This is a genomic window from Streptomyces sp. TSRI0281, from assembly GCF_001905125.1.
Classification (GTDB): Bacteria; Actinomycetota; Actinomycetes; order Streptomycetales; family Streptomycetaceae; genus Streptomyces.
Window position 1 is genome coordinate 142,886 of record NZ_LWLE01000036.1, and the last position, 24,557, is coordinate 167,442.

A 24,557-nucleotide genomic window follows, 5' to 3' on the forward strand; every position below is an offset into this window, starting at 1 on the left:
CTCAGGACACCATGAGCAGCGCGCCCTCCCGCCATTTGAGGACCTTGTCGAAGCTCACGACCGCGCCCCGGCCCGGACGGTTGCCGAAGTGGACATGGTCGGCGAGCTGTTCGATGAGCCCCAGGCCCCGGCCGCTCTCGGCGGTGGGCAGGGGTTGTGCGGCAGGGCGAAGCACGCGCCGGGCGGGAAAGCCCGGCCCCGAGTCGGCGACTTCGATACGGCATTTCTCGCCGTCCAGATACGCCGTGACCCGGTACTGCCCGGAGTCCGTACGGGGCTGCTCGTACCCGGAGTCCTCCCGGCCGCCGCCGTGTTCCACGGCGTTCGCACAGGCTTCGCTGAGCGCGACCGACAGGTCGTAGGAGATGTCCGGATCAACCCCGGCCGTTTCCATGGTGCCGAGCAGAAAACGACGGGCGAGCGGGACGCTCGCAGCTTCGCGCCGCAAATGGAGTGACCACCACATGCTCATGCTCCAGCCTCCTGGCTGCGGCTCGACATACCGATACGTATTGCCGCACAGGGCGCTTCGTAAGCACACAACGGCTGTGAGAGCCCTCATTCGGCGGATGCGAATATTCCGCACAGCGGTGTATGTACGGCCGCGCGATGGTGCGTGCGACGGGGGCGCGGTGCGGCGGGGAACGGCCGCGGCGGCGTCGGCCGACCGGCCGCGTGGCCCCCGCGAACAGGTGCAACAAGCACTCTTGGGGACGGAAGTAGATCTTCCGGACCTGCCGTACGGACGCCGGGGGCACAGTGCGATGATGTCCCGGCCATGTCCACGCCTGACGCACGTGCCGGAGCCGGTCTGCGGCTCATGAGGGCCGCGGTGTTCGCCGCGGTCTGTGTCGTGCTGTCCGCGGCGGGGCACGCGTTCGCCGCCGGTTCCGCGGTGCCCCTCTGGACGCTGCTCGCCGGTTTCGCCGCGATCTTCGTGATCGCCGCGTCGCTCGCCGGGCGCGAACGGTCACTGCCCTCGATCGCCGGCGCCCTGGCAGGCGGCCAGCTCGCCCTGCACGCGCTCTTCGGGGCCGGGAGCCATGGCACGGGCGCCGCGAACGCGACCGGCGACCACTCCCTCATCCGGTTCGCCGCCGGGCTCGTGTGCGGCATGGGCCCCTCCCAGCTGAACGCCGCCGAGGCCCACCGCATCGTCACCACCGCGGGGATCGACCCGGAGGCCGTCTCGCAGGGGCACGACCACCTCGCGTCGGCCGGAGCGGTCACCTCCGGGGCGGTCACCGCCGGGGCGGCACCCGGCGCCACGGGTACGGCCGGGGCGTACGGGTCGGTGCTGGACCTGCTGCCGAACCTGCCCATGTTCCTGGGGCACCTGCTGGCCGCGCTCGCCACCGGCTGGCTGCTGCGGCGCGGCGAGATCGCCCTCTTCCGGCTGGCCACGCTCTCGGCGCACGGCGCCCAGGAACTGACTGCCGCGGCCCGGCTGCGTGCCCTGCGGGCCGCACTGGCTCTCGTACGCGCCCTGCGTGCGGGCCTGCCCGGACAGCTCACGTCCGGGCCGCTCACACTCCGCACGGCCGAAGATGTTCCGGCGCCCGCCACCGGGGACCCTCTTCAGCACATGGTGACCAGGCGCGGGCCTCCCGCCACGTACGCACTCGCAGCCTGACACGACACCTCCGCTTCGCCGTTCCACCGCTTCTTCGCGGACGGGTGTCGTGCTGCCGTCGCGCACCCGCGCGCCGGACCACCGTTTCCTCGTAGCCCTGTGGAGTGATCCCTGCCATGAACGTTTCACGCATCGCCATCGCGGGCGGCGTCGCCGCGTCCACCGTCCTGCTGCTCGCCGGTCCCGCCGCCGCACACGTCGGCGTGCAGCCGCAGGGCGAAGCCGCCAAGGGCGGTTACGCCACCATCAACTTCAAGGTTCCCAACGAGCGCGACGACGCCTCGACGGTCAAGGTCGAAGTGAACTTCCCGACCGACCACCCGCTGTCGTCCGTGACCCCGCAGGCAGTGCCCGGCTGGAAGATCGACATCACCAAGAGCAAGCTGGCCAAGCCCCTCGACGTACACGGTAAGAAGATCAACGAGGCCGTCTCCAAGGTGACCTGGACCGCGGACGGCAGCGAGATCAAGCCCGGCTACTTCCAGCAGTTCCCGCTCTCGGTCGGCCAGCTTCCCGAGGACGCCGACCAGCTCGTCTTCAAGGCCCTCCAGACGTACGACAACAAGGAAGTCGTCCGCTGGATCGAGGAGCCCAAGGAAGGCGCGCCCGAGCCCGAGAGCCCGGCCCCGGTCCTCAAGCTGACCGCGGCGGCGTCCGACGGCCACGGCGGCGCGGCCGGCAAGGACGCCGGCACGGACAAGGCGAGCGACACGGCCGCGTCGTCCAAGGACGACAAGACGACCGCCGCGTCCTCCAGCGACAACACCGCCCGCACCCTGGGCATCATCGGCATCGTCATCGGCATCGCGGGCGTCGCCTTCGGCGTCCTCGCGGGCCGCCGCCGTAACGCCTGACCCACCCGTTCCACCACCCGCACCACACTCAGGAAACCCCCATGCGCAGCAAGAAGATGGTGCTGACCGCGGCGTTCGCCGCCGCGGCCGCACTGACCCTGTCGGCCTGCGGCAGTGGTGACGACTCGGCGAAGAAGCCCGTCTCCGACGTCAGCACCCAGCCCACGACCCAGGCCGCGACCGTGCTCGACCAGCCGTTCACCAAGCCCGACCTCGTACTCACCGACACCCACGGCAAGAAGTACGACCTCCGCGAGGCGACCAAGGGCAAGCCGACACTCATCTACTTCGGCTACACCAAGTGCCCCGACGTCTGCCCGCTGACCATGAGCAACATCTCGCTCGCCAAGCGGGCGCTGCCCAAGGCCGACCAGGACAAGCTCCAGGTCGTCTTCGTCACCACCGACCCCGAGCGGGACACCCCGTCCTCCCTCGGCAAGTGGCTCGCGGCGCAGGACCCGTCCTTCACCGGACTCACCGGCGACTTCCCGACCATCCAGGCGGGAGCACGGCAGATCGGCATCGGCATCGACGCGCCGAAGAAGGAGAAGGACGGCACCGTCGTCTCGATGCACGGCGCCCAGGTCATCGCCTTCTCCCCGAAGACCGACCGGGGTTACGTGCTCTACGGCGAGGACACCACGTCCGAGGAGTACGCCAAGGACCTCCCCAAGATCCTCAAGGGGGAGACTCCGTGAACCGCCGCACGGTCCTCGCCGGCGTCCTGGCCCTCACCACCGGGCTGACGTTGGCGGGGTGCTCCTCGGACAGCAAGCCGGAGCTGAAGGTCGTCGGCGCGTTCATGCCGCAGCCCGTCAGCGACATGGCGGCCGCGTTCCTCGTCGTGGAGAACAGCGGCGGCACGGCCGACCGGCTCACCTCGGTGACCAGCCCGCTCTCGGACGACGTCACGATCCACGAGACGAAGAACCAGACGATGCGCAAGGTCACGTCCTTCGAAGTCCCCGCGGGCGGCGAGCTCGATCTTGAACGCGGTGGCAACCACATCATGTTCATGAAGCTCAAGCAGAAGCCCAAACAGGGCGAGAAGGTCTCCATGGAGCTGCACTTCGAGAAGGCCGACCCCATAAAGGTCGACCTTCCCGTGAAGGAGACCACCCACAACCCGAAGAAGCAGTGAGGGACTGACACCCATGACCGCCACCGCCCCGCGCTTCGGGCCGTCCCCGATACGACGGCCGCTCGCCGCGGCCTCGCTCCTCGCCACGCTGATCAGCCTGCTGTTCGGCCTGGTGCTGGCAGGCGCGAGCCCCGCGTCCGCGCACGCCGCTCTCACCGGGAGCGACCCGCGGGACGGGGCGGTGGTGGCATCGGCCCCCAAGGAAGTCACCCTCACCTTCTCCGAGTCGATCGCCATGGGCGACGACTCGATACGGGTCCTCGATCCCAGCGGCAAGCGGGCCGATACCGGCGCGCCGCGCGATCTGAACAGCGGCGGCACCGTGCGCTACGGCGTCAAGCTGCACGCCGGTCTGCCCGACGGCACCTACACGGTGGCCTGGCAGGCCGTCTCCGCCGACAGCCACCCCGTCTCCGGCGCCTTCACGTTCTCCATCGGCGCCCCGTCCGAGACCACGGTCGCCCTGCCCTCCGGCGGAGCGGGCGGCGGTCTCGTCGGCACCCTCTACGGCATCGCGCGCTACGCCGCGTACGCCGGGTTCGTCCTGCTCGTCGGCGGCTCCGTGTTCGTCCTCGGCTGCTGGCAGCGCGGCGCGGCCGCCCGCCCGCTGCAACGTCTCGTCGTACGCGGCTGGATCACCCTCACCGCGGCCACCCTCGCGATGCTGCTGCTGCGGAGCCCGTACACCGGCAGCGGCAAGCTCGGTGACGCCTTCGACCTCGACGGCCTGCAGACCGTCCTCGACACCAAGCCCGGAGCCGCGCTCGTCTCCCGGCTGCTGCTGCTCGGCGCCGGCGCGCTGTTCATCGCCGTCCTGTTCGGGGCGTACGCGAAGCGCGAGGACGAGAAGGTGAAGAAGGACCTCACCTTCGGGCTCGCGACGGGCGGAGCGGTCATCGCCGCGGGCATCGCCGGTACCTGGGCGCTCTCCGAGCACGCGTCGACCGGCATCCAGGCGGGCCTCGCCATGCCGATGGACGTCCTGCACCTGCTGGCCGTCGCCACCTGGCTCGGCGGGCTCGCCGCGCTCCTGGTCGCCCTGTACCGGACGCCGGACATCGGGAGCGCGGCGGTACGGCGCTTCTCGCGGGTCGCGTTCGGCAGCGTCCTGGTCCTCACGGCGACCGGCATCTACCAGTCCTGGCGCCAGGTCGGGTCCTGGTCGGCACTGACCGGCACCCGGTACGGACAGCTGCTGCTCATCAAGGTGGGACTGCTCGCGGTACTCATCGGGCTGGCCTGGATCTCCCGGCGGTGGACCGGCCGGCTGACGGACGGCGCGCAGACCGAGACGGAGATCTCCGAGCAGGGGGAGACCTCCGAGCAGGCGGAGACCTCTGGGGAGGCGACTTCTGCGCAGGGGGCGGCTTCTGTGCAGGAGGTCGCGGGTCCGGAGGAGACCGGGGCGGCGGTCGCGGGTGCGCGGGAGTCCGGGGCGGCGGTCGCTCCCGAGCGCGCCGCCCAACTCGCCCGGCAGCAGGCCGTCCTGACCGCCACGAAGAAGAAGCGGGTCCGCGACGCCGACCCCGAGCGTTCCGGGCTGCGCCGCTCGGTCCTGGCCGAGGCGGCCGTCGCCGTGGTGCTGCTCGCGGTGGCGACGGTCCTGACGTCCACCGAGCCGGCACGCACCGAGGAGGAGGCCGCTCGCGGCACCACGGCGGCGAGCGCACCGGTGTCCGAGGGCCCCGCCGAACTGAGCATGCCCTTCGACACGGGCGCCCAGAACGGCAAGGGGACCGTCCGGATCGAACTCGGTCCCGGACGCACCGGCGCCAACGAGCTGCATATCTGGATCGACGGCAGCGACGGGAAGCCGATGGACGTCCCCGAGGTGAAGCTCGCCCTCACCCTGGAGTCCAAGGACATCGGCCCGCTGCCGGTCGCCCCCGACCGGCTCACCGAGGGGCACTGGACGGCGAGCGGCGTCCAGATCCCGATCGCGGGTGACTGGAAGGTCGCCGTGACGGTGCGTACGTCGGACATCGACCAGGCCACCATCGACAAGAACGTAGAGATCGGCTGAGCACGGTGAGTAAGAGCACGAAGCGTACGAAGGGCACCGCGACGGGAGCGGGCGCGGATTCCCGCACCCGCACCGGTGTCGGTGCCGGTGTCGGTGTCGGTGCCGGTGTCGGTGGCCCCGAGCGCGACCGCGGTGGAGCCGGTGGCCCGGAGCGCGACCGCGGTGATGCCGGTATCGGCGGCGTCTCGCGGCGGCAGCTGCTCGGCGGCGCGGGAGCGGCCGGGGCCGCCGGGGCCGCCGGTCTGGTGCTCGGCGCCGCGGGTGGCGCCACCGGGTACGCCGCGACCCGGCCCGACGAGACGACCGCGCTGACGGCCATCGGGTCCACCGAGGCGATGTTTCACGGGAAACATCAACCGGGGATCACCACTCCGCTTCAGGCCCGCGGCCATCTGGTCGCCTTCGACCTCGTACCGGGCGCGGGACGCAGGGAAGCCGCCGCCCTGATGCGCCGCTGGTCGGCCGTGGCGGGGGAACTGATGGCGGGGCGCCCGGCCACGGACGGCGGTGCGGACGGGCCCGGCCATGACACCGGGATCGCGCTGGACGCCGGGCCCTCCTCCCTGACGATCACCTTCGGCTTCGGCCGGACCTTCTTCGACCGCACCGGCCTGACCGGCCGCCGGCCCGCCGGGCTCGACCCGTTGCCGCCGTTCTCCTCCGACCGTCTCGACGCCAGGCGGTCCAACGGCGACCTGTGGGTGCAGATCGGCGCCGACGACGCGCTGGTCGCCTTCCACGCGCTGCGTGCCATCCAGAAGGAGGCGGCGGGAGCGGCCGGGGTGCGCTGGCAGATGAACGGCTTCAACCGCACCCCCGGTGCCACGGAGCGTCCGATGACCGCACGCAATCTGATGGGCCAGATCGACGGAACCGGCAATCCGAAGCAGGCCGACGACGACTTCGACGAGCGGATCTTCGTACCGTCCGCGTCGGATGCTTCGCAGGACTGGCTGGCCGGCGGCTCCTATGCCGTCGTACGACGCATCAGGATGCTGCTGGACGACTGGGAGAAGCTCTCGGTGGACCGGCAGGAGCGGGTCATAGGGCGGCGCAAGGCGGACGGGGCACCGCTCAGCGGCGGCACCGAGACCACCGGGATGGACCTTGACAAGGCCGGTCCCGACGGCCGGCTCGTGATCCCCGACAACGCCCACGCCCGGATCTCCTCCCCGGAGAAGAACGGCGGCGCGGCCATGCTGCGACGCCCCTTCTCGTACCACGACGGCATCTCGGCGGACGGCACCCCGGACGCCGGGCTGCTCTTCATCTGCTGGCAGGCGGATCCGTACAAGGGCTTCGTCCCGGTGCAGCGCAAGCTCGACCGGGGCGACGCGCTCTCACCGTTCCTCCGGCACGAGGCGAGCGGCCTCTTCGCGGTGCCGGGCGGCGCCGCGAAGGGTGAGTACGTGGGACAGCGGCTCCTGGAGTCCTGACGTACGGGCCGGGGCTGTGCACCCGCGACCGGGCCGGGGCCGGCGCGGGCCGTGTGCCGGAGGGGCGCGTTCCGGGCCAGGCGGGGCGGGCCGGGCGCGGAGGCACGGGCCGGGCTCGGAGACACGGGCCGGGCTCGGAGGCACGGGCCGGGGCGGGGCGGCTGCCGGGCGGGCGGGGCACCGGTCCGGTCGCATCCTGAGACAGCACGGCGCCCGTCGTACAGCGCATTAGGGTGACCGTATGTCAGCCACGCGCTACGCCTATCTCGGCCCAGAAGGCACCTTCACCGAGGTCGCCCTCCGTACGCTCCCGGAGGCCGCCACCCGGGAACTCGTCCCGATGGTCTCGGTACCCGCGGCCCTGGACGCGGTACGTAACGGGGAAGCGGCGGCAGCGCTCGTACCGATCGAGAATTCCGTCGAGGGCGGTATCACCGCGACGCTCGACGAGCTGACCACCGGCGAACCGCTGATGATCTACCGCGAGGTACTGCTCTCCATCACGTTCGCGCTGCTGGTGCGCCCCGGGACCAAACTGACGGACATCAAGACGGTCACCGCGCACCCGGCCGCTCAGCCGCAGGTACGCAACTGGATGGCGGCCCACCTCCCGCAGGCGGCGTGGGAATCGGCCGCCTCCAACGCGGACGGGGCACGGCTGGTCCAGGAGGGGCGGTACGACGCCGCCTTCGCGGGCGAGTTCGCCGCGGCGACCTACGGCCTGGAACCCCTCGTGACGGAGATCCACGACGCGGAGAACGCCCAGACGCGCTTCGTCCTGGTGGGCCGCCCGGCCCGGCCCTCCGCACCGACTGGTGCGGACAAGACGTCCGTCGTGATCTGGCTGGGCCACGACCACCCGGGTGCGCTGCTCGAACTGCTCCAGGAGTTCGCCGTACGCGGGGTCAACCTGATGCTCATCCAGTCGCGTCCGACCGGGGAGGGCATCGGGAACTACTGCTTCGCCGTGGACGCCGAGGGTCACATCGCGGACCGGCGGGTCGGGGAGGCGCTGATGGGGCTGAAGCGGGTCTGTCCGAGCGTGCGGTTCCTCGGCTCGTATCCGCGGGCCGGGGTGACGCCGGAGGAGGTGCGCCCGCTGCGGGCGGGGACCTCGGACCGGGAGTTCACGGACGCCTCCGACTGGCTGGCACGCAGCCAGGACGGCCGGATCTGAGATTCGGCGGGGAGGGCCGGGCCATCGGTCCGGTCCGACACCGACGGGAGCCGGGGCACCGGGCTGCCGTGCCGACCCGCGCGGTTGCGCGACGGTCCGACTTCCTGATTTTCCTGCGCCCACAGAGTTATCCACAGGGTGGCCCCTCAGCCTGGGGACAAGTCGACACTGCAATGCGACATCATCGACAAATCGCCCCAGTGGCCTCAGGCCCCTCCCGGGGAACAGGGGCCGCCCGCGCGCCCCGGCGTCCCCTCAATTCCCTTGATCAACTCTTCAGGGCGAGCAATTCCCACCCGAATGAGCGTGTGGGGTGGGTTTGGGAGGGAATCCATGAGCGTTCATCCAGCCCCCGGAACGCCCCCTTCCGGCATCCACAGAACTTCTTCACAGCCTGTGGATAACTAATTCAACTCACACACCCCTGTGGACAACATCGGGAACGGCACCCCTCAACTCCCTTCCCACGGAAGGCGGGTGCGTCAAGACCGGACGCCCCTTCTGCCCTGTTCAGGGGAACAGAACACCCTTTATTGACCCCCGCGCCCGCCGAACACCCGATGAACATCCGGCGATTCCTGCCAGGATTATCAATTCCGGCAATTCGGGCAAAGTGACACGCGCGGCAATATCGGTTCGAGTGCCAGAACCCCGCACCGGTAGCCTGGAGGGGTGATTGACCTTCGCCTGCTCCGTGAGGACCCCGACCGTGTTCGCGCCTCCCAGCGCGCCCGTGGAGAGGACGTCGCGCTCGTCGACGCCCTGCTCTCCGCCGACGAGCTGCGCAGGTCGTCCGGCGTCCGCTTCGACGAACTCCGCTCCGAGCAGAAGTCGCTCGGCAAGCTGATCCCCAAGGCATCCCCCGAGGAGCGCGCCGAGCTGCTGAAGAAGGCCGATCAGCTCAAGGCCGACGTGAAGGCGGCCGACGCCGCCCAGGACGAGGCCGACGCCGACGCCAAGCGGTTGCTGCTCCAGCTCGGCAACATCGTCCACGAGGACGTGCCGGTCGGCGGCGAGGAGGACTTCGTCGTCCTGGAGACGCACGGCACCATTCGCGACTTCGGAGCCGAGGGCTTCGAGCCCAAGGACCACCTGGAGCTGGGCGAGAAGCTCGGCGCCATCGACATGGAGCGCGGCGCCAAGGTCTCCGGTTCGCGTTTCTACTACCTCACGGGTGTCGGCGCGCTGCTGGAGCTCGCCCTCGTCAACGCGGCGATCGCCCAGGCGACCGAGGCGGGCTTCATCCCGATGCTGACCCCGGCGCTGGTCCGTCCGCGCGCCATGGAGGGCACCGGCTTCCTCGGCCAGGCCGCCGAGAACGTGTACCACCTGGAGAAGGACGACTACTACCTGGTCGGCACCTCCGAGGTACCGCTCGCCGCGTACCACATGGACGAGATCATCGACGCCGACAAGCTGCCCCTGCGGTACGCGGGCTTCTCCCCGTGCTTCCGCCGCGAGGCCGGTACGTACGGCAAGGACACCCGCGGCATCTTCCGCGTCCACCAGTTCGACAAGGTCGAGATGTTCTCGTACGTCGACCCGGCGGAGGCCGAGGCCGAGCACCGCAGGCTCCTGGACTGGGAGAAGCAGTGGCTCACCGGTCTCGGACTGCCCTTCCAGGTGATCGATGTCGCCACCGGTGACCTCGGGTCCTCGGCCTCCCGCAAGTTCGACTGCGAGGCCTGGATCCCGACCCAGGGCAAGTACCGCGAACTGACCTCCGCGTCGAACTGCGACGGCTTCCAGGCGCGCCGCCTCTCCGTCCGGATGCGGGAGGGGAAGAAGGTCCGGCCGCTGTCCACGCTCAACGGCACGCTCTGCGCCGTACCGCGCACGATCGTGGCGATCCTGGAGAACCACCAGCTGGCGGACGGTTCGGTACGGGTGCCCGAGGTGCTCCGGCCGTATCTGGGCGGGCGCGAGGTTCTGGAGCCGGTCTCCAAGTGACCTTCCCCTACAAGCTCGTCGCGACCGATCTGGACGGCACGCTGCTGCGTGACGACCACACGGTCTCCGAGCGCACCCGTGAGGCGCTGGCCGCTGCCACCGCGGCCGGCGCCGCACACATCGTCGTCACCGGCCGCGCGGTCCCGTGGACGCGGCACATCCTGGACGACCTGGGCTACGAGGGCCTCGCGGTCTGCGGCCAGGGCGCGCAGGTCTACCACGCGGGCGAGCACAAGCTCCTGACCTCCCTGACCCTGGACCGGCAGCTCGCCGGGCTCGCGCTGTCCAAGATCGAGGCGGACGTCGGCCCGGTGGCACTGGCCGCGAGCCGGGACGGGCTCGACGGCGAGGTGCTGGTCGGCCCCGGTTACCGGGTCCAGGAAGGCCCGCTCCCGGCCGTGTTCGTGGACGACGCGGCCGAGATGTGGTCCGCCCCGCTCAACAAGATCTACATCCAGCATCCGGAGCTCGACGACGACACCCTGGCGAAGAGAGCCCGGGAAGCCGTCGGCAGTCTGGTGAACGTGATCATGGCGGGTCCCGGGGTCGTGGAGATCCTGCCGCTGGGGCTGAGCAAGGCGACCGGTCTCTCGCTGGCCGCCCGGCGGCTGGGCGTGAAGGCCTCGGACACACTCGCCTTCGGCGACATGCCGAACGACATCCCGATGTTCGGCTGGGCGCGGCACGGTGTGGCGATGGCCAACGCGCACGACGATCTGAAGGCCGTGGCCCACGAGATCACGGCATCGAACGAGGACGACGGCATCGCGCTGGTGCTGGAGGAGCTGTTGAGGACTTCCCGCCCGTAACCGGGGCTGTTCGTAGCCGGGCTGTTCGCGGCGGAGGTGTTCGTGGCGGATGTTCGTGGCGCGGTGCCGTACGTGACGGTGGTCTTTCATGGCCGCCGTACGTGACGGCGGTCTTTCGTGGCGGAGGATGCGCGGATCGAACGCGCGCGGGGTTCACTGCCCCGACGACGGCTTAGCAAGCCGCTGCCTTACCACTCGGCCAATCCTCCGGGAGGGTGGCCGCGCGATGCGCTGGAAGGCCACCCCGGGGGTCCCGCGGCGAGCGGGGGCCCGGTAACCGACGTCGTTACCGGGGCGTCTGCCGTGGACCGCCCTGCGGGGAACTCGACGGACTCGGACTGTCGGTCATCGCCGCGCTCCTCTCCCGGTCCTGTGGCGTCTGTACGTCCTACGACTGTGCCCCGGCGGCGGATTCCGGTCCACTGGTTTTCCTCTCTGGACTGCCCGCGGCCCGGAGAGCCGCGGGCAGCCGTGAAGGAACGTCGAGCAGACCGGCCGTCACACAGCGTACGGCGTTGCGCCCGGCATCTGCGGGCCGGCCGGTCGTGCGGACCGACGGTCAGCGGCGCCTGTTACGGCGGCGCAGATCCTTCAGCTGGTGGGCGAAATCGTCCATGCGCGCGTCGATACGGGAGATGTCCTGCGAGACGTCCGACAGCCGCACGCTGATGGCACCGACCACCTGATGCGTCACGTCCAGCTTCCGGTCGAGGCTGTCGAACCGCTCCGACATCCGGCACAGCACCGGACCCAGCTCCTGGAGCGCGCTGCCGACTCCGGCGAGGCAGCTCTCGATGCGCGTGACGCGCCGGTCGAGCGAGTCGTACCTCGACCGCAGGTCCTCCTCCGCGTCGAGAAGGTACGTACGGACGCAGCGGGCGATGTCGCTGTCGCGAAGAAGCATGGCGACGTTGAGGACGGTCCGACGGGTGTAGAGCCGCAGTTGAGTGGCAGCCTGTGGATAACTTTCTCCCTGCGACCCTTGCTCCCCCTCCCATAGCGACACCATGTCGCTATGGAAGGACCGCAGCTCAGAGCCGCGCAGCAGACGCATCCCATTCTCGGCGAGCTCTTGCTGATGCCGGTCTGTGAGCCTCCTGACCGAGGCTGTGGATACTTCGAAGTACCGGGCCACATCCTCTGTGCGAACGTGAATTCCGTCCGGGAGCATGACAAGGCTCTTGACCTTGTCGAGGATGTCGACGCGCCCCATCCGCTCGACGCGCAGCGCGCGCGATTCGAGCAGGGCGAGTTCCGTGGGCATGGGGTGCCTTTCGTACGCGGGAACGACGATGGACGGCCCAGTCCCCGGGCTTCAGGGGTGGAGGACGCTCACGGTTGCCACTCACTCGATGACCGGCCCGGTGGACGAGGTCTCACCGGTGCCGGCACTCCCCGATTTCACGAAAGCTACGACGCCACAGAATCCAGTTGCCCCCACGCACCCTGCACAACGAACCGATAACCGCACAGTTACGCGGACAACGGTCCGCTCATAGGACAACCCCCGCCCATCGGACGGGGGTTGTGCGGCCCCTGAAGCAGGCCGGGAAGATCTAAAAGAAGACGCTCACTCCTCGCCGGCCAGCTTCAGGGTGCGCAGCTTCTGACCCGCGTACCAGGTCGCGGCCACCGTGACACCGACCAGCAGCACCGTCGCGAGCGGCATGCCCACGTCGGAGGTGATCGCGCCGTCCCGGCCGACCTTCTCGGCGATCGCGAGGGACCACTGCTGCACGCTGAGGGTCCGCGCCCCGGGCACCAGGCTGCCGAACAGGGCCTCCCACACCAGGGCGTACACCAGGCCGAGGACCACCGCGTGGCGGCTGATCGTGCCCAGCAGCAGGAACAGCGCGCTGTACGCGATCGAGGCGACCAGCGCCGCGATCGTGTAGGCCACGGCGATCTGCTGTCCGTTGCCGTTCAGGATCAGACCGGCGACGAGGGTCGGCAGGGCGGAGAACACCATCGTCACGGCGATGGCCACGATCAGCTTCGTGAAGATGATCGTCGGCCGTTTCACCGGCTTGGCCAGCAGATAGACGATCGATCCGTCGTCGATCTCGGGACCGATGGCTCCGGTACCCGCGATCACGCCGATCAGCGGCACCATCGTGGCGATGGCGAAGCCGCCCAGCACGTTCGAGGCGACCTGGTCATCGGCCCCGGCGAAGGCCCGGACGGCCACGGCAATGGCCACCAGCAGCAGGGGCAGGACGAACAGGATGGCGGCCCGGCGCCGGCCGAGCAGGGCCCGGTAGGTGAGCCGGGCGACTGTGGGGTCGTACATGACGCTTCACAGCTCCTTTCAGGCCACTACTCAGGCCGCTACGAGATAGGAAAAGACCGATTCGAGGGACTCGTCGGACGGCGAAACGGTCAGCAGCCGGATGCCCTGTTCCCGTGCCACCCTGGGCAGCAGTTCGGTGAAGCGCCCGAAGTCGACGGCCTGGATCCGCAGCGCCTTTTCGCTCAGGTCGACCTCGATCCCCGCCGTGGACGGGTCGGCGATGAGTGCGGCCGCGAGGGCCCGGTCGTCGCTGGACCGTACGAGATAACGGTGCGGCCGGTCCGTCATCAGGCGGCGGATCTTCCGGAAGTCACCGGACGCGGCGTGGCGCCCCGCCACGATCACCTCGATGTGTGTGGCGAGCTGCTCGACCTCTTCGAGGATGTGGGAGGAGAACAGGACCGTGCGCCCCTCCGCCCCCATCTGTCGCAACAGCTCCATCAGCTGCATCCGCTGACGCGGGTCCATACCGTTGAACGGCTCGTCCAGCAGCAGCACGGACGGCTCGTGAACCAGCGCTGACGCCATCTTCACGCGCTGGCGCATGCCCTTGCTGTACGTCGAGATCTTGCGGTCCTGCGCGTACTCCATCTGAACCGTCGCCAGCGCCCGCTGCGCCTCCGCGGCCCCCAGGCCCTGGAGTTCGGCGTTGGCGACGACGAACTCCTGGCCGGTCAGGAAGTCGTACATGCCCTCGCGTTCCGGGACGATGCCGATCTGCTGGTAGACCGCCTCGTTGCGCCAGATCGGCGCCCCGTCCAGCGTGACCGTGCCCGTCGACGGGGCGAGGAACCCGGCCATCATGTTGATCAGCGTGGACTTCCCGGCGCCGTTGGGCCCGAGCAGCCCGGTGACGCCCGGCCCCACCGTCATGCTCACGTCGTTGACGGCGACCACATTGCCGAACCAGCGCGAGGTGTGGTCGATCTCGATGGTGGTCACAGCCCGACCCTCCAGTAACGGCGCATCAGGACGGCGTACGAGCCGGCGACGAGCGCGAGAACAACGATCAGATAGACCACCCCGGTGCCCGTCCCCGGACCTTCCCCGGAGGGGAAGGACGAGGTGGCGCCGAGGAACGCGGTCTGGACGCCGTCGATCAGCGTGATCGGCGAGAAGAGCCCCAGCCACTGCACGGCTCCGGTGGACCCCGTCTCCCAGGCGATGGCCTGGACCGTGGACACCGCACCGTAGGAGATGGTCAGCACGGCGATCACCGCGGCGACACCGAACCCGCGGCGCGGGGTCAGCGCGGCCATCACCAGGCCGAGACCGGCGAACAGGACGGACAACAGCGCCACCGACACCAGCCCCTGGCCGAACCACTTGGTCTGATCGGCGAAGTCGAACTTCGCGAGCAGGGAGCCCACATACAGGATGAGCAGCGGCGTCCCGGTGAGCACGAACAGCGCCGATGCCATGGCCGCGAACTTGGCGACGACGTAGTCGACCCGTTCGATCGGCCGTGAGAAGTACAGGGGCACGCTCTTGAAACGGAGGTCCCTGGAGACCGCCTGTGGTGCCTGCGCGGCGATGAAGAGGCCGATGACCGCCTGCAGATAGATCGCGTACGCCGTGTACTTGACCACCAGCTTCGACGCGTCCGGAGTGGCCATGGAGACCGCCACGAGGATCGCCGCGACGAGGGCCATCACACCGAACAGCAGCATCGGCAGCACCTTGGACTTGGCGGAACGGCCCAGTCCGAAGGAGCCCCGAAGGGTCTGCGAGTAGAGCGAGCGCCGCGCGTAGGCACGGCCCAGACGCGCGCCGTCGTACGAGCGGTACCCGATGTTGTGGATCCGGGAGGTGTCGCTCCCGGTCACGGCCCCGGTCTCAGTGCTCATCGCGACCGTTCCCCTTCTGCTGTCCGGCCCCGGCGGCCACGGAGGCGGTCTGCGCCGCGGTCCGTGCTGCGGGAGCCTGTTCGGTACGGAACACCTCGGCGATGTGGTGGCGCCGCTGCTCCATCCGTACGAGGCCGAGTCCGAGCCCGGCGACGCTGTCGCGGACGATGTCGTACGTCTCCTCGCCGGTCGCCTCGACCAGCAGGATGTGGCCCGCGCCGGGCAGTCCTTCGGCGTCGAGACCGTCGTGGCCGATGAGCGCGACCCCGGCCGCGGCGAGCGCCTGTCGCAGGGCGTCCGTGCCGTCGGGGTGGGTGTCGCTGTCGGTCACCTCGACCGCGAGGGTGGTGGTGGTCTGGGTGAAGTCGCTGGTGGAACTGGACCTCAGCAGGGCGCCGCCGTCGATGACGACGACATGGTCGCAGGTGCGTTCCAGCTCGCCCAGGAGGTGCGAGGTGACCAGCACGGAGATACCGAAGTCGGTGTGGATCCGGCGGATCAGGCCGAGCATCTCGTCACGGCCGACCGGGTCCAGGCCGTTGGTCGGTTCGTCGAGGAGGACCAGCTTCGGGTCGTGGACCAGTGCCTGGGCCAGCTTCACGCGCTGCTTCATACCGGTCGAGTAGCCGCCGATGGGGCGGTAGCGCTCTTCGTACAGGCCCACATGGCGCAGCGTGTCGGCGGTACGCTCGCGCGCCGCGGTCGGCGGCAGCCCGGACATCCGGGCCATGTGCACGACGAACTCGGTCGCCGAGACGTCCGGCGGCAGGCAGTCGTGTTCGGGCATGTAGCCCACCCGTTCCCGGATGGCGGCGCCGCTGGTCGCGACGTCGAGCCCGAGCACTGCGGCCCGGCCCTCGGTGGCGGGGGAGAGACCCAGCAGGATCTTGATCAGTGTGGACTTGCCGGCTCCGTTGGAACCCACCAGGCCGGTCACACCGGGTCCGATGTCCAAGGAGAGCCGGTCAAGCGCGGTCACCCGGGGGAACCGCTTGCTCAGGCTTTCGGTCGCGATCACAGTCACGTCTACGAAGGTAGTGGTGCGCACCACAGAGGTCGTCAGCCCTGGCGGCTGGTTCCGCCTCAGACTCCAGACGTAGGGACCCGTAGGGGGACCCCATGGGAGAGGAGTCACGAACCTGCGCCGGGGCCGGAAACGAACCTGCGCCGAGGCCGGGAAACGGACGTGTGCCAGGCCCGGGAACCACGCGGCCGAGGGGTTGTCCACAGGTCGGCGCCCGCCTCTTGACGTAGCCGCCGGACATTGTCACATTCATCAGTGTCACGTTACGGGCACGTACCGCACACGGCAGGGAACGGACGGTGGCACGGCATGGCCTCGGCGGTGAAGGACGGAACAGCCCTGGAGCTACAGGGGTTCAGAGAGGTGCAGCGCCTCGCCTACGACTGCGCGGAGGCGGTCTCGGGCCAGCTCAGGCCGGGCGTGACGGAGCGCGAGGCGGCGCGGATGCAGCGCGAGTGGCTGCGCGAGCGGGGGGTGCGTGACTGGTTCCATCTCCCCTTCGCCTGGTTCGGGGACCGCACGGCGTTCGCCGGCTTCAAGGTGCCGCTGCAGTTCTTCCCCACCAACCGGAAGCTGGAGCCGGGAATGCCGTTCATTCTCGACATGGCCCCGGTGTACAAGGGATTCACGGCGGACATCGGGTATTCCGGCTGTCTCGGTCTGAGCCCCCTGCACGACAAGCTGCTGGCCGATCTGGAAGCCCATCGCGACCTGATCCTGCGCGAGGTGCGCGAACGCCGCTCGCTGCGCGCGATCTACGAGGACGTGGAACGCCTCATGATCAGACAGGGCTACGCGAACCGGCATCGCGCCTACCCCTTCGGCGTCATCGCCCACAAGGTGGACCGCGTCGATGAACGCCGCTGGTCCCCCCATGTCTTCGGGTTCGGAACCCAGTCGCTCAAGGGCCTGTTGAGCGACGCGCTGCACGGACACCGGGACGGCTGGTCGCCGCTGTGGAGTCCGTACAGCTTCTCCGACCATCCACCGCAGCCCGGACTGTGGGCGGTGGAACCCCACCTCGGATTCCGGGGTACGGGCGCCAAGTTCGAGGAGATCCTGGTCGTCACCGACTCCCGGGACCCCGAGGAGAGCGCCTTCTGGCTGGACGACGATCTGCCGCACGTGCGGCGCTGGGCCGAGGAGAAGGTGGCGGCGTGAATCTGTCAGGAGCGCGGGAGCGCTGGGTCCGCACCGGCGGAATCGAGCTGTGCGTGGCCGAGTTGGGCGACGAGAAGCAGCCGACCGTGGTGCTGGTGCACGGCTACCCGGACAGCAAGGAGGTCTGGTCGGACGTCGCCGTGCGGCTGGCCGAGCAATGGCACGTCGTGCTCTACGACGTGCGGGGACACGGCAGGTCGACGGCGCCGAAGCCGCTGCGCGGCGGCTTCACCCTGGAGAAGCTCACGGACGACTTCCTGGCGGTCGCGGACGCGGTCAGCCCGGACCGGCCGGTGCATGTGGTGGGCCACGACTGGGGTTCGGTCCAGTCCTGGGAGTTCGCCACGGTCACGCGCACGGAGGGCCGGATCGCCTCCTTCACCTCGATGTCCGGCCCTTCCCTGGACCACTTCGGGCACTGGATAAAGCAGCGGATGACCCGCCCGACCCCCCGGCGCGTCGGCCAGCTCCTCGGCCAGGGAGCCAAGTCCTGGTACGTGTACATGCTGCATACGCCGGTCCTGCCGGAGCTCGCCTGGCGCGGGCCGCTGGGCAAGCGGTGGCCCCGGATCCTGGAGCGGATGGAGAAGGTGCCCGCGGGCGACTATCCGACGGCCTCCCTGCCGGACGACGCGGCACACGGCGCCTGGCTCTACCGCGACAATGTCCGCGCCCGGCTGCGCAGGCCGCGCGCCGACGCCTACGCCCATGTACCGGTGCAGCTCATCACTCCGACCGGCGACATCTTTCTCTCGGAGAAGCTCTACGACCAACTGGAAGACTGGGTGCCCCAGTTGGTACGCCGCTCCCTGCCGGCCAAGCACTGGGTACCGCGTACCAGGCCGGACCAGCTGGCGGCCTGGGTCAGTGAGTTCGTCGCGGCGAACGAGACGGCCCGCCGGGAGGGCATACCGGTGCAGGACACGGTGGCGAAGGGGGCGTACGCCGACCGGTTCGGCGGACAGCTCGTCCTGATCACGGGCGCTGCGGGCGGCATCGGCCGGGCCACCGCCTTCGCATTCGCCGAGGCGGGTGCCAGGGTGGTGGCCGTGGACCGTGACGCCGAAGGGGCTGCCCGGACGGCGGAGATGGCCCGGCTCATCGGCGCCCCGGCCGCCTGGGGCGAGGCCGTCGACGTGAGCGACGAGCAGGCGATGGAGAAGCTCGCGGAGAAGGTCGCCACGGAGTACGGAATCGTCGACGTCCTGGTGAACAATGCCGGGATCGGGCTGTCGGGCTCCTTCCTGGAGACCACCAGCGAGGACTGGAAGAACGTCCTGGACGTCAATCTGTGGGGGGTCATCCACGGCTGCCGCGTCTTCGGCAAGCAGATGGCCGACCGCGGACAGGGTGGCCACATCGTCAACACGGCCTCCGCGGCGGCCTACCAGCCCTCCAGGGCACTTCCCGCCTACAGCACGTCCAAGGCGGCCGTGCTGATGCTGAGCGAATGCCTGCGGGCCGAGCTGGCGGAACGATCGATCGGGGTCAGCGCGATATGCCCCGGCATCGTCAACACCAACATCACCGCGACCACGCACTTCGCGGGGGCCGACGCGGCGGAGGAGAAGCGCCTCCGGCAGCGGACCAGCCGGCTCTACGGGCTCCGCAACTACCCGCCGGAGAAGGTCGCCGACGCCATCCTCAAGGCCGTGGTGCGCAACCAGGCGGTGGTACCGGTGACGCCGGAGGCCCGGGGCGCCCGGCTGCTGTCCAGGATCAGTCCCGGGGTGCTGCGCGGGATCGCCCGGATGAAGCCGCCGCTGTGAGCGGTCCGAGCACGTCTTCGGCGACGGAGGACCGGGCACAGCCGGCTGCCCGGACGGCTGCGGGCAGCCGGACGGAACCGGGCGCGCGCGCCGCCGCGGGCAGCCGGGCCGGTGCCGAGTACCGGATCGAGGATCTGGCGCATGCGAGCGGGGCCACCGTCCGCACGATCCGCGCCTACCAGGACCGCGGGCTGCTGCCGACGCCGGAGCGGCGCGGGCGGGCCAATGTGTACCGCGAGACACATCTGGCCCGGCTGCGGCAGATCGCCGATCTCCTGGACCGCGGCTACACCCTGGCCAGCATCAAGGAGCTGCTGGAGGCATGGGACGCGGGGCGCGGTCTCGGCGGAGTGCTCGGGCTGGTCGCCGAGGTGCACGGGCCGTGGACGGACGAGGAGGCCGACCGGATCACCCGGGCCGAACTCGATGTCAGGTTCGGCGGCGCCCAGGACGACGAGGCGGTCGCGGAGGCGGTGGAGCTCGGGGTACTGGAACGCGTCCCGGGCCGGGACGACGAATTTCTCGTACCGAGCCCCCAGGAGCTGGCCGTGGCGGTCGAGTTGCATGGAGCCGGTGTTCCGCTGCCCGCAATCTCCGGTCATCTGAGGGAACTTCGCGGCCAGGTCGAGCACATAGCGTCGCGATTCCTGGAGTTCACCACCGAGCACGTCTTCGCCCGCTACCTCGGCCACCGCCCCCCGACGGACTCCGACGCGGCGGAGGCGGCCTCCATGGTGCGACGGCTCCGGCCACTCGCCCAGCAGACGGTGGACGCCGAACTGGCGCGGGCGATGCGGACCTTCGCCACCCGCCACCTGCACCACCACCTCGGGACCGAGGAGTCGTTCATCGACGGACGGCCCCGTCCGGTGCTCCTGCCCGCCGCCACAATGGAGGCCGTTCAGAATCTTGTTGGCCGGGACAACGTGGCGGCCTTCGTGACGGCTGCGGCCGAACGTGAAGTACAGGCCAGGACATTGGATACACTTGCCGCATCTCACATAAAAGCTAAGGAAGTTGACCAAATAGACTAAATCGCAGCCCACTTGTCCACAGAATCATCAAATTGCCTGTGGATAACCCGAGTTGGCTGTGGATCAAACCTGGGGAGGGAAATTTCTGCCGCGAACTTCCCATGAAATCCGGATGCACCGGGATGTGCCTCACGGGCACTCTGACGAGATGGACGAAGCCCGCACCGTGAAGGTGTCCAAGTACCTCTCGAAGCATCTCCGGCACCGGCCCGAGCGCATCGGGATCACCCTCGACGCCAACGGCTGGGTGGCCGTCGACGAACTGCTGCGGGCGACGGCGCGCAACGGCTTCGCCGTCACCCGTGCCGAACTCGACCACGTCGTCGCCGTCAACGACAAGCAGCGCTTCACGGTGGACGGAGAGCGGATCCGCGCCAATCAGGGCCACACCGTCGCCGTGGACCTCGACCTGTCGCCTGCCGAGCCGCCCGCGCACCTCTACCACGGCACCGTCGCCCGGGTGCTGGACACGATCCGCAGCGAAGGCCTGCTGCCCATGGACCGCCACCATGTGCACCTGTCGTCCGACCGTGAGACGGCGACGCGTGTCGGCGCCCGCCGCGGGCGGCCCGTCGTCCTCTCCGTGGACGCGGGTGCGATGCACCGTGCGGGTCACACGTTCCGGGTCAGCGCCAACGGAGTCTGGCTCGCGGACGCCGTGCCGCCGCAGTTCCTGCGCCTGCCGGGCTGACACGGTGCGCGCCGCCCGACAGCCCGGAGCCGGCCGTCGTGCCTACCGCGCCAGGTTCGACAGCCCGGTACGCAGATCGTCGAGGTTCATCACCGGCCGCAGGCTCACCTTGGCACCCGCCTGGAAGAACCGCTCGGTGAGCGGAGGCATCTGCGCGGCATCCTGCATGTCGAAGACGAGCAGGCAGGTACGTTCGCCCTCGGTGGGCGTGAAGTAGGCCGCCTCGGGCTTCAGGTACTCGACGATGTCATCGATGAGCTTGGGCATGGTGCCGTCGGTTGCGGCGCGGTTCGCGGTCTCGGTGTCCAGCCGTGCGGTGAGCAGCATCCTCATGATGTTTCATCCTTCCGGCGAACCACGCCCGGCGCCGTGCACATGCGCGGGGAGGTACCGGCCGGGCTCGTCTCCAGCGTCCCGCCGGGGGTGACCGGCGGCAACACCTGTCGGGGATGCCCGCCACGTATATCGACGGCCCGCGGCCGTATCGTCGGGGCCATGCGTCTGAGCACTGTCATTCTGCCCATCTACCGCTGGACCGAAGGCCGGAAGGTCTGGCAACGCGCCGAGGAGCTAGGCTTCCACGCCGCCTACACCTACGACCACCTGTCCTGGCGGACCTTCCGTGACGGTCCGTGGTTCGGTGCGATTCCGACCCTGACCGCGGCGGCCGCCGCCACCGAGCGGCTGCGCCTGGGCACCCTCGTCACCTCACCCAACTTCCGCCATCCGGTGACACTCGCCAAGGACCTGATCACCCTGGACGACGTCTCCGACGGACGGATCACGCTGGGAATCGGGGCCGGTGGCGATGGGTTCGACGCCACGACCCTGCGCCGGAGCGACGAGGAACCGTGGACTCCGCGCCAACGTGCCGACCACTTCGGCGAGTTCGTGCCACTCCTCGACAAGCTGCTGCGCGAGCCTTCGGTGACGTACGAGGGCGAGCTGTACTCGGCGAACGAGGCCCGGAACATTCCGGGCTGCGTACAGCGCCCCCGGCTGCCGTTCGCGGTCGCCGCCACCGGCCCGCGCGGGCTGCGGCTCGCCGCGCGGTACGGCCAGGCGTGGGTGACCACCGGCGACCCCAAGGTGTTGCAGACCGGGACCCCCGAGGAGTCCGTGGCAGCCATCCGCGGCCAGTTCACGAAGCTCGGCGCGGCCTGCGAGAGCGTCGGCCGGGACGTGGCGGAACTGGACAAGGTCCTGCTCACCGGTTTCACCCCGGACCGCCCGCTGGAGTCTCTCGACGCGTTCGTCGACTTCGCCGGAACCCACTTCGCGCTGGGCTTCACCGAGATCGTGCTCCACTGGCCGGTCCAGGGATCGGACTTCGCGGCGGACGAGAAGGTCTTCGAGCAGATCGCCACCGAGGGGCTGGCCCAGCTCGGCTGATCAGCACAGCGGCTCACTTCCGGCATATGCCGGAGGGATGTTCCGCAGCTCAGGGGCGCGCATCCTCAGATGTGCGCCCCTGCGCACGCCCGTGCACCTTCGTACGCGAGAATGAAGCGGTGACCTCAGCTACCGACTCGCCTCTGCCTGCCCTGACCCGGCTGATCGCCACCGACCTGGACGGCACGCTGCTGCGCGACGACAAGACCGTGTCCGACCGCACGATCGCCGCCCTCGCCGCCGCCGAGGAAGCCGGGATCGACGTCTTCTTCGTCACCGGCCGGCCCGCCCGCTGGATGGATGTGGTGAGCGACCACGTCCACAGCCACGGCCTGGCGATCTGCGCGAACGGTGCGGTGGTGGCCGACCTGCGTGCCGACGGCGAGCTGCTCACGGTCCACCCCCTGGAGCGCGACGCCGCCCTCCACGTCATCCGCACCCTGCGTGAGTGCGCCCCCGGCACCTCCTTCGCCATCGAGCTGACCACCGGCATCAACTACGAACCGGCCTACCCGCCGTTCCACCTGGACCCGGGTGCCACGGTGGCCGTGGCCGAGAAGCTGCTCCACGAGGACGCGCCGGGCGCCGGTGCCCCCGTGCTGAAGATCCTCGCCCACCACACCGAGCTCGCCCCGGACGACTTCCTCGCGCTGGCCCGTACGGCCGCCGGGGACCGCGCCTCCTTCACCCGCTCCAGCCCTTCCGCGCTCCTGGAGGTCAGTGGGCTCGGGGTCTCCAAGGCCAGCACGCTCGCGGACTGCTGTGCGCGGCGCGGCATCTCCCCCGCCGAGGTCGTGGCCTTCGGTGACATGCCCAACGATGTGGAGATGCTCAGCTGGGCCGGTGCCTCGTTCGCGATGGGCAACGCCCACCCCGCGGCCGTGGCCGCCGCGTCGGGCACCACGCTCACCAACAACGAGGACGGCGTCGCGGTCGTCATCGAGCGGATCCTCGCCGCCCGCTGACCGTCACCCGTCGGGTCCGGAGCAGGCGGCGGGACGCCCGCTCACGTCGTCCGTCCGGTCTGGGGGGGGCGGAGGAACGCCCGCTTGACCGCCACCCGACACCCGCTGTCCGTCGGCCCGGACCCGTCAGATCCGCACACCGTGCTCGCGCAGCCAGCGTGCCGGATCGACTCCGGAACCCAGCTGAGGGGTGAGCCGCACCTCGAAGTGGAGGTGTGGACCGGTGGAGTTTCCCGTGGTGCCCGACTGCCCCACCCACTGCCCCGCGTGCACCTGCTCCCCCTGGTCCACGGTGACGCCCGCCAGATGCGCGTACTGGGTGAAGTAGCCGCCCGCGTGCCGCACCAGTACCTCGATGCCGAACGCGCCACCGCAGGAGACGGAGGCCACCCGGCCCGCTCCGACGGAACGCACCGGCGTGCCGATGTCCACGGCGAAGTCCTGCCCGGTGTGCCGGCGCGTCCAGTGCTCGCCGACACTGTCGAACCCCGCCGACAGCTCATACGTCTCCACCGGCGTCACCCAGCTCCGCTCGCCGGCCGGGCGGCCCGGCCGCTCGACACGTACGGCCCCCGCGCACTTCCCGGCCGTCACGCTGCGGTCCGCCTCGCCCTGGAGCTGCCACTGGGCCGACTCCAGCCTGGCCGCGATGCCCCGCTTGACGGCGGCCAGCCGGATCGTGCGTACATCCAGTTCGTGCCAGGCCCGCCGGGCCCGCCGCTCACCCGCGGCCAGGTCGCGTTCGGCGCTCCGGGCCCGTTCCAGCAGCCGGGCCACCGCCCGCTCTGCCTGCCGGGCCAGCCGATGCCCGCGCAACAGCTCGTCCGGGTCATCGGCGAGCAGGAGCCGGGCGGCGTACGAGAGGCCGGCGCCGCCGCTGCGGTACTGGGCGCGGGCGACCCGGCCCAGGTCCGAGCGGACGGCCGCGAGGGTCCGCCGCTGCGCCGTGAGCCGTCTCTCGTAACGGCCCGCCGTCGCGCGTTGCACGGCGGCGGAGCGCCTGCCCCGCTCGTACGCCTCGGTGGCCCTGGCGGCCTCCTCGTACAGCCGGGCGACCACGGCACCCGCGCCGGGCCGCGGATCGGAAGGGCCGGACGGACCGGGAGCACGTGAAACACCGGGCGGCCCCGAAAGACCCGAAGAACCGGGAGGACTGGCAGTTCGCGGATGCCGCACCCCTTCGGCGGCCACCGCGTCGGCTCCCGGCACGGCGGGCAGCGTCAGCAGGACGAGCAGAGCACAGACCAGCAGGACGACGAGTCGGTCACGGCAGCGACAGCGACACAGTGCGGCGGAACGCATCTTCGGATCGTCGCCCCCGGCCGCCACGATTCCCGGGACCCCGAGGCGTCGTACGGCCA

The 24,557-nt window shown here is 70.2% G+C and carries 23 protein-coding genes and 1 tRNA gene; 15 read left to right on the forward strand and 9 right to left on the reverse strand.

Features of this window, described 5'->3' with window-relative positions; translation table 11 throughout:
- Position 1 precedes the first annotated feature (1 nt).
- Positions 2-472 carry an ATP-binding protein gene (locus A6A29_RS37485; protein WP_073727592.1) on the reverse strand — a complete coding sequence of 157 codons (471 nt, stop codon included), beginning with the start codon at positions 470-472 and terminating at the stop codon, positions 2-4.
- 306 nt (positions 473-778) lie between these two features.
- Here A6A29_RS37485 and A6A29_RS37490 point away from each other — a divergent pair, with 306 nt between their 5' ends.
- From A6A29_RS37490 to A6A29_RS37530, 9 genes are all read left to right on the forward strand, one after another.
- Positions 779-1,633 (forward strand): hypothetical protein, encoded by an 855-nt coding sequence (locus A6A29_RS37490; RefSeq protein WP_073727594.1) that lies wholly within the window; start codon positions 779-781, stop codon positions 1,631-1,633.
- 116 nt (positions 1,634-1,749) lie between these two features.
- Positions 1,750-2,487: a YcnI family copper-binding membrane protein gene (locus A6A29_RS37495; RefSeq protein WP_073727596.1), complete on the forward strand. Its 738-nt coding sequence runs from the start codon at positions 1,750-1,752 to the stop codon at positions 2,485-2,487.
- Between the two features lie 41 nt (positions 2,488-2,528).
- On the forward strand, positions 2,529-3,185 hold the full coding sequence (locus A6A29_RS37500; RefSeq protein ID WP_073727598.1) for an SCO family protein: 657 nt from the start codon (positions 2,529-2,531) through the stop codon (positions 3,183-3,185).
- Entirely contained in the window at positions 3,182-3,628 is a 447-nt protein-coding gene (locus tag A6A29_RS37505; RefSeq protein ID WP_073727600.1) for a copper chaperone PCu(A)C, read from the forward strand. The genes A6A29_RS37500 and A6A29_RS37505 overlap by 4 nt, the downstream gene beginning before the upstream one ends.
- A gap of 13 nt (positions 3,629-3,641) precedes the next feature.
- Positions 3,642-5,651 (forward strand): copper resistance CopC/CopD family protein, encoded by a 2,010-nt coding sequence (locus tag A6A29_RS37510; RefSeq protein WP_073727602.1) that lies wholly within the window; start codon positions 3,642-3,644, stop codon positions 5,649-5,651.
- A gap of 173 nt (positions 5,652-5,824) precedes the next feature.
- Entirely contained in the window at positions 5,825-7,087 is a 1,263-nt protein-coding gene (gene efeB / locus A6A29_RS37515; protein WP_073728103.1) for an iron uptake transporter deferrochelatase/peroxidase subunit, read from the forward strand.
- A 241-nt stretch (positions 7,088-7,328) separates the two neighbouring features.
- The gene (pheA, locus tag A6A29_RS37520; RefSeq protein WP_073727604.1) at positions 7,329-8,264 is read left to right on the forward strand and encodes a prephenate dehydratase; all 936 of its coding nucleotides are present in this window, start codon (positions 7,329-7,331) and stop codon (positions 8,262-8,264) included.
- A gap of 672 nt (positions 8,265-8,936) precedes the next feature.
- Positions 8,937-10,214, forward strand: a complete 1,278-nt coding sequence (serS, locus tag A6A29_RS37525; RefSeq protein WP_073727606.1) for a serine--tRNA ligase — start codon at positions 8,937-8,939, stop codon at positions 10,212-10,214.
- A complete protein-coding gene (locus A6A29_RS37530; protein WP_073727608.1) occupies positions 10,211-11,023 on the forward strand; it encodes an HAD family hydrolase in 813 nt (270 codons plus the stop codon). The genes serS and A6A29_RS37530 overlap by 4 nt, the downstream gene beginning before the upstream one ends.
- Before the next feature lie 118 nt (positions 11,024-11,141).
- Here A6A29_RS37530 and A6A29_RS37535 read toward each other — a convergent pair.
- The 6 genes from A6A29_RS37535 to A6A29_RS37560 form a co-directional block, all read right to left on the reverse strand.
- A tRNA-Ser gene (locus A6A29_RS37535) sits at positions 11,142-11,232 on the reverse strand.
- A 350-nt stretch (positions 11,233-11,582) separates the two neighbouring features.
- Positions 11,583-12,287 (reverse strand): hypothetical protein, encoded by a 705-nt coding sequence (locus tag A6A29_RS37540; RefSeq protein ID WP_073727610.1) that lies wholly within the window; start codon positions 12,285-12,287, stop codon positions 11,583-11,585.
- A gap of 306 nt (positions 12,288-12,593) precedes the next feature.
- Positions 12,594-13,313: an ABC transporter permease gene (locus A6A29_RS37545; RefSeq protein WP_073727612.1), complete on the reverse strand. Its 720-nt coding sequence runs from the start codon at positions 13,311-13,313 to the stop codon at positions 12,594-12,596.
- A gap of 30 nt (positions 13,314-13,343) precedes the next feature.
- Positions 13,344-14,255 (reverse strand): ABC transporter ATP-binding protein, encoded by a 912-nt coding sequence (locus tag A6A29_RS37550; RefSeq protein ID WP_073727614.1) that lies wholly within the window; start codon positions 14,253-14,255, stop codon positions 13,344-13,346.
- A complete protein-coding gene (locus tag A6A29_RS37555) occupies positions 14,252-15,160 on the reverse strand; it encodes an ABC transporter permease (protein ID WP_073727616.1) in 909 nt (302 codons plus the stop codon). The genes A6A29_RS37550 and A6A29_RS37555 overlap by 4 nt, the downstream gene beginning before the upstream one ends.
- Positions 15,150-16,178: an ABC transporter ATP-binding protein gene (locus tag A6A29_RS37560; protein WP_241838806.1), complete on the reverse strand. Its 1,029-nt coding sequence runs from the start codon at positions 16,176-16,178 to the stop codon at positions 15,150-15,152. The genes A6A29_RS37555 and A6A29_RS37560 overlap by 11 nt, the downstream gene beginning before the upstream one ends.
- 315 nt (positions 16,179-16,493) lie before the next feature.
- Here A6A29_RS37560 and A6A29_RS37565 point away from each other — a divergent pair, with 315 nt between their 5' ends.
- The 4 genes from A6A29_RS37565 (at position 16,494) to A6A29_RS37580 (ending at position 20,839) form a co-directional block, all read left to right on the forward strand.
- The gene (locus tag A6A29_RS37565; RefSeq protein WP_073727621.1) at positions 16,494-17,345 is read left to right on the forward strand and encodes a M24 family metallopeptidase; all 852 of its coding nucleotides are present in this window, start codon (positions 16,494-16,496) and stop codon (positions 17,343-17,345) included.
- On the forward strand, positions 17,342-19,114 hold the full coding sequence (locus A6A29_RS37570; protein ID WP_073727623.1) for an SDR family oxidoreductase: 1,773 nt from the start codon (positions 17,342-17,344) through the stop codon (positions 19,112-19,114). Before A6A29_RS37565 ends, A6A29_RS37570 begins: the two co-directional genes overlap by 4 nt.
- Positions 19,115-19,239: 125 nt before the next feature.
- Positions 19,240-20,148 (forward strand): MerR family transcriptional regulator, encoded by a 909-nt coding sequence (locus A6A29_RS37575; RefSeq protein WP_073728105.1) that lies wholly within the window; start codon positions 19,240-19,242, stop codon positions 20,146-20,148.
- A gap of 148 nt (positions 20,149-20,296) precedes the next feature.
- Positions 20,297-20,839: an RNA 2'-phosphotransferase gene (locus A6A29_RS37580; protein WP_073728107.1), complete on the forward strand. Its 543-nt coding sequence runs from the start codon at positions 20,297-20,299 to the stop codon at positions 20,837-20,839.
- A 42-nt stretch (positions 20,840-20,881) separates the two neighbouring features.
- Here A6A29_RS37580 and A6A29_RS37585 read toward each other — a convergent pair whose 3' ends face one another.
- Positions 20,882-21,172: a hypothetical protein gene (locus A6A29_RS37585; RefSeq protein ID WP_073727625.1), complete on the reverse strand. Its 291-nt coding sequence runs from the start codon at positions 21,170-21,172 to the stop codon at positions 20,882-20,884.
- Positions 21,173-21,334: 162 nt separating this feature from the next.
- On the opposite strand from A6A29_RS37585, the gene A6A29_RS37590 reads away from it, so the two are divergent.
- Together A6A29_RS37590 and A6A29_RS37595 are read left to right on the forward strand one after the other, a co-directional pair.
- Positions 21,335-22,231 (forward strand): LLM class flavin-dependent oxidoreductase, encoded by an 897-nt coding sequence (locus A6A29_RS37590; protein WP_073727627.1) that lies wholly within the window; start codon positions 21,335-21,337, stop codon positions 22,229-22,231.
- Between the two features lie 119 nt (positions 22,232-22,350).
- Positions 22,351-23,196 carry a Cof-type HAD-IIB family hydrolase gene (locus A6A29_RS37595; protein ID WP_073727629.1) on the forward strand — a complete coding sequence of 282 codons (846 nt, stop codon included), beginning with the start codon at positions 22,351-22,353 and terminating at the stop codon, positions 23,194-23,196.
- 126 nt (positions 23,197-23,322) lie between these two features.
- Here the strand turns inward: A6A29_RS37595 and A6A29_RS37600 are convergent, their stop codons facing one another.
- A complete protein-coding gene (locus tag A6A29_RS37600) occupies positions 23,323-24,498 on the reverse strand; it encodes a M23 family metallopeptidase (RefSeq protein ID WP_079183208.1) in 1,176 nt (391 codons plus the stop codon).
- Between the last annotated feature and the right edge of the window lie 59 nt (positions 24,499-24,557).

Bases quoted from the DNA above. Each gene is read 5' to 3' on its own strand.
- A6A29_RS37490 (WP_073727594.1), top strand. From the start codon at position 779: ATGTCCACGCCTGACGCACGTGCCGGAGCCGGTCTGCGGCTCATGAGG.
- A6A29_RS37565 (WP_073727621.1), top strand. From the start codon at position 16,494: ATGGCCTCGGCGGTGAAGGACGGAACAGCCCTGGAGCTACAGGGGTTC.
- A6A29_RS37500 (WP_073727598.1), top strand. From the start codon at position 2,529: ATGCGCAGCAAGAAGATGGTGCTGACCGCGGCGTTCGCCGCCGCGGCC.
- A6A29_RS37580 (WP_073728107.1), top strand. From the start codon at position 20,297: ATGGACGAAGCCCGCACCGTGAAGGTGTCCAAGTACCTCTCGAAGCAT.
- A6A29_RS37485 (WP_073727592.1), bottom strand. From the start codon at position 472: ATGAGCATGTGGTGGTCACTCCATTTGCGGCGCGAAGCTGCGAGCGTC.
- A6A29_RS37510 (WP_073727602.1), top strand. From the start codon at position 3,642: ATGACCGCCACCGCCCCGCGCTTCGGGCCGTCCCCGATACGACGGCCG.
- A6A29_RS37585 (WP_073727625.1), bottom strand. From the start codon at position 21,172: ATGAGGATGCTGCTCACCGCACGGCTGGACACCGAGACCGCGAACCGC.
- pheA (WP_073727604.1), top strand. From the start codon at position 7,329: ATGTCAGCCACGCGCTACGCCTATCTCGGCCCAGAAGGCACCTTCACC.
- A6A29_RS37540 (WP_073727610.1), bottom strand. From the start codon at position 12,287: ATGCCCACGGAACTCGCCCTGCTCGAATCGCGCGCGCTGCGCGTCGAG.
- A6A29_RS37495 (WP_073727596.1), top strand. From the start codon at position 1,750: ATGAACGTTTCACGCATCGCCATCGCGGGCGGCGTCGCCGCGTCCACC.
- A6A29_RS37600 (WP_079183208.1), bottom strand. From the start codon at position 24,498: ATGCGTTCCGCCGCACTGTGTCGCTGTCGCTGCCGTGACCGACTCGTC.
- A6A29_RS37555 (WP_073727616.1), bottom strand. From the start codon at position 15,160: ATGAGCACTGAGACCGGGGCCGTGACCGGGAGCGACACCTCCCGGATC.
- A6A29_RS37545 (WP_073727612.1), bottom strand. From the start codon at position 13,313: ATGTACGACCCCACAGTCGCCCGGCTCACCTACCGGGCCCTGCTCGGC.
- A6A29_RS37590 (WP_073727627.1), top strand. From the start codon at position 21,335: ATGCGTCTGAGCACTGTCATTCTGCCCATCTACCGCTGGACCGAAGGC.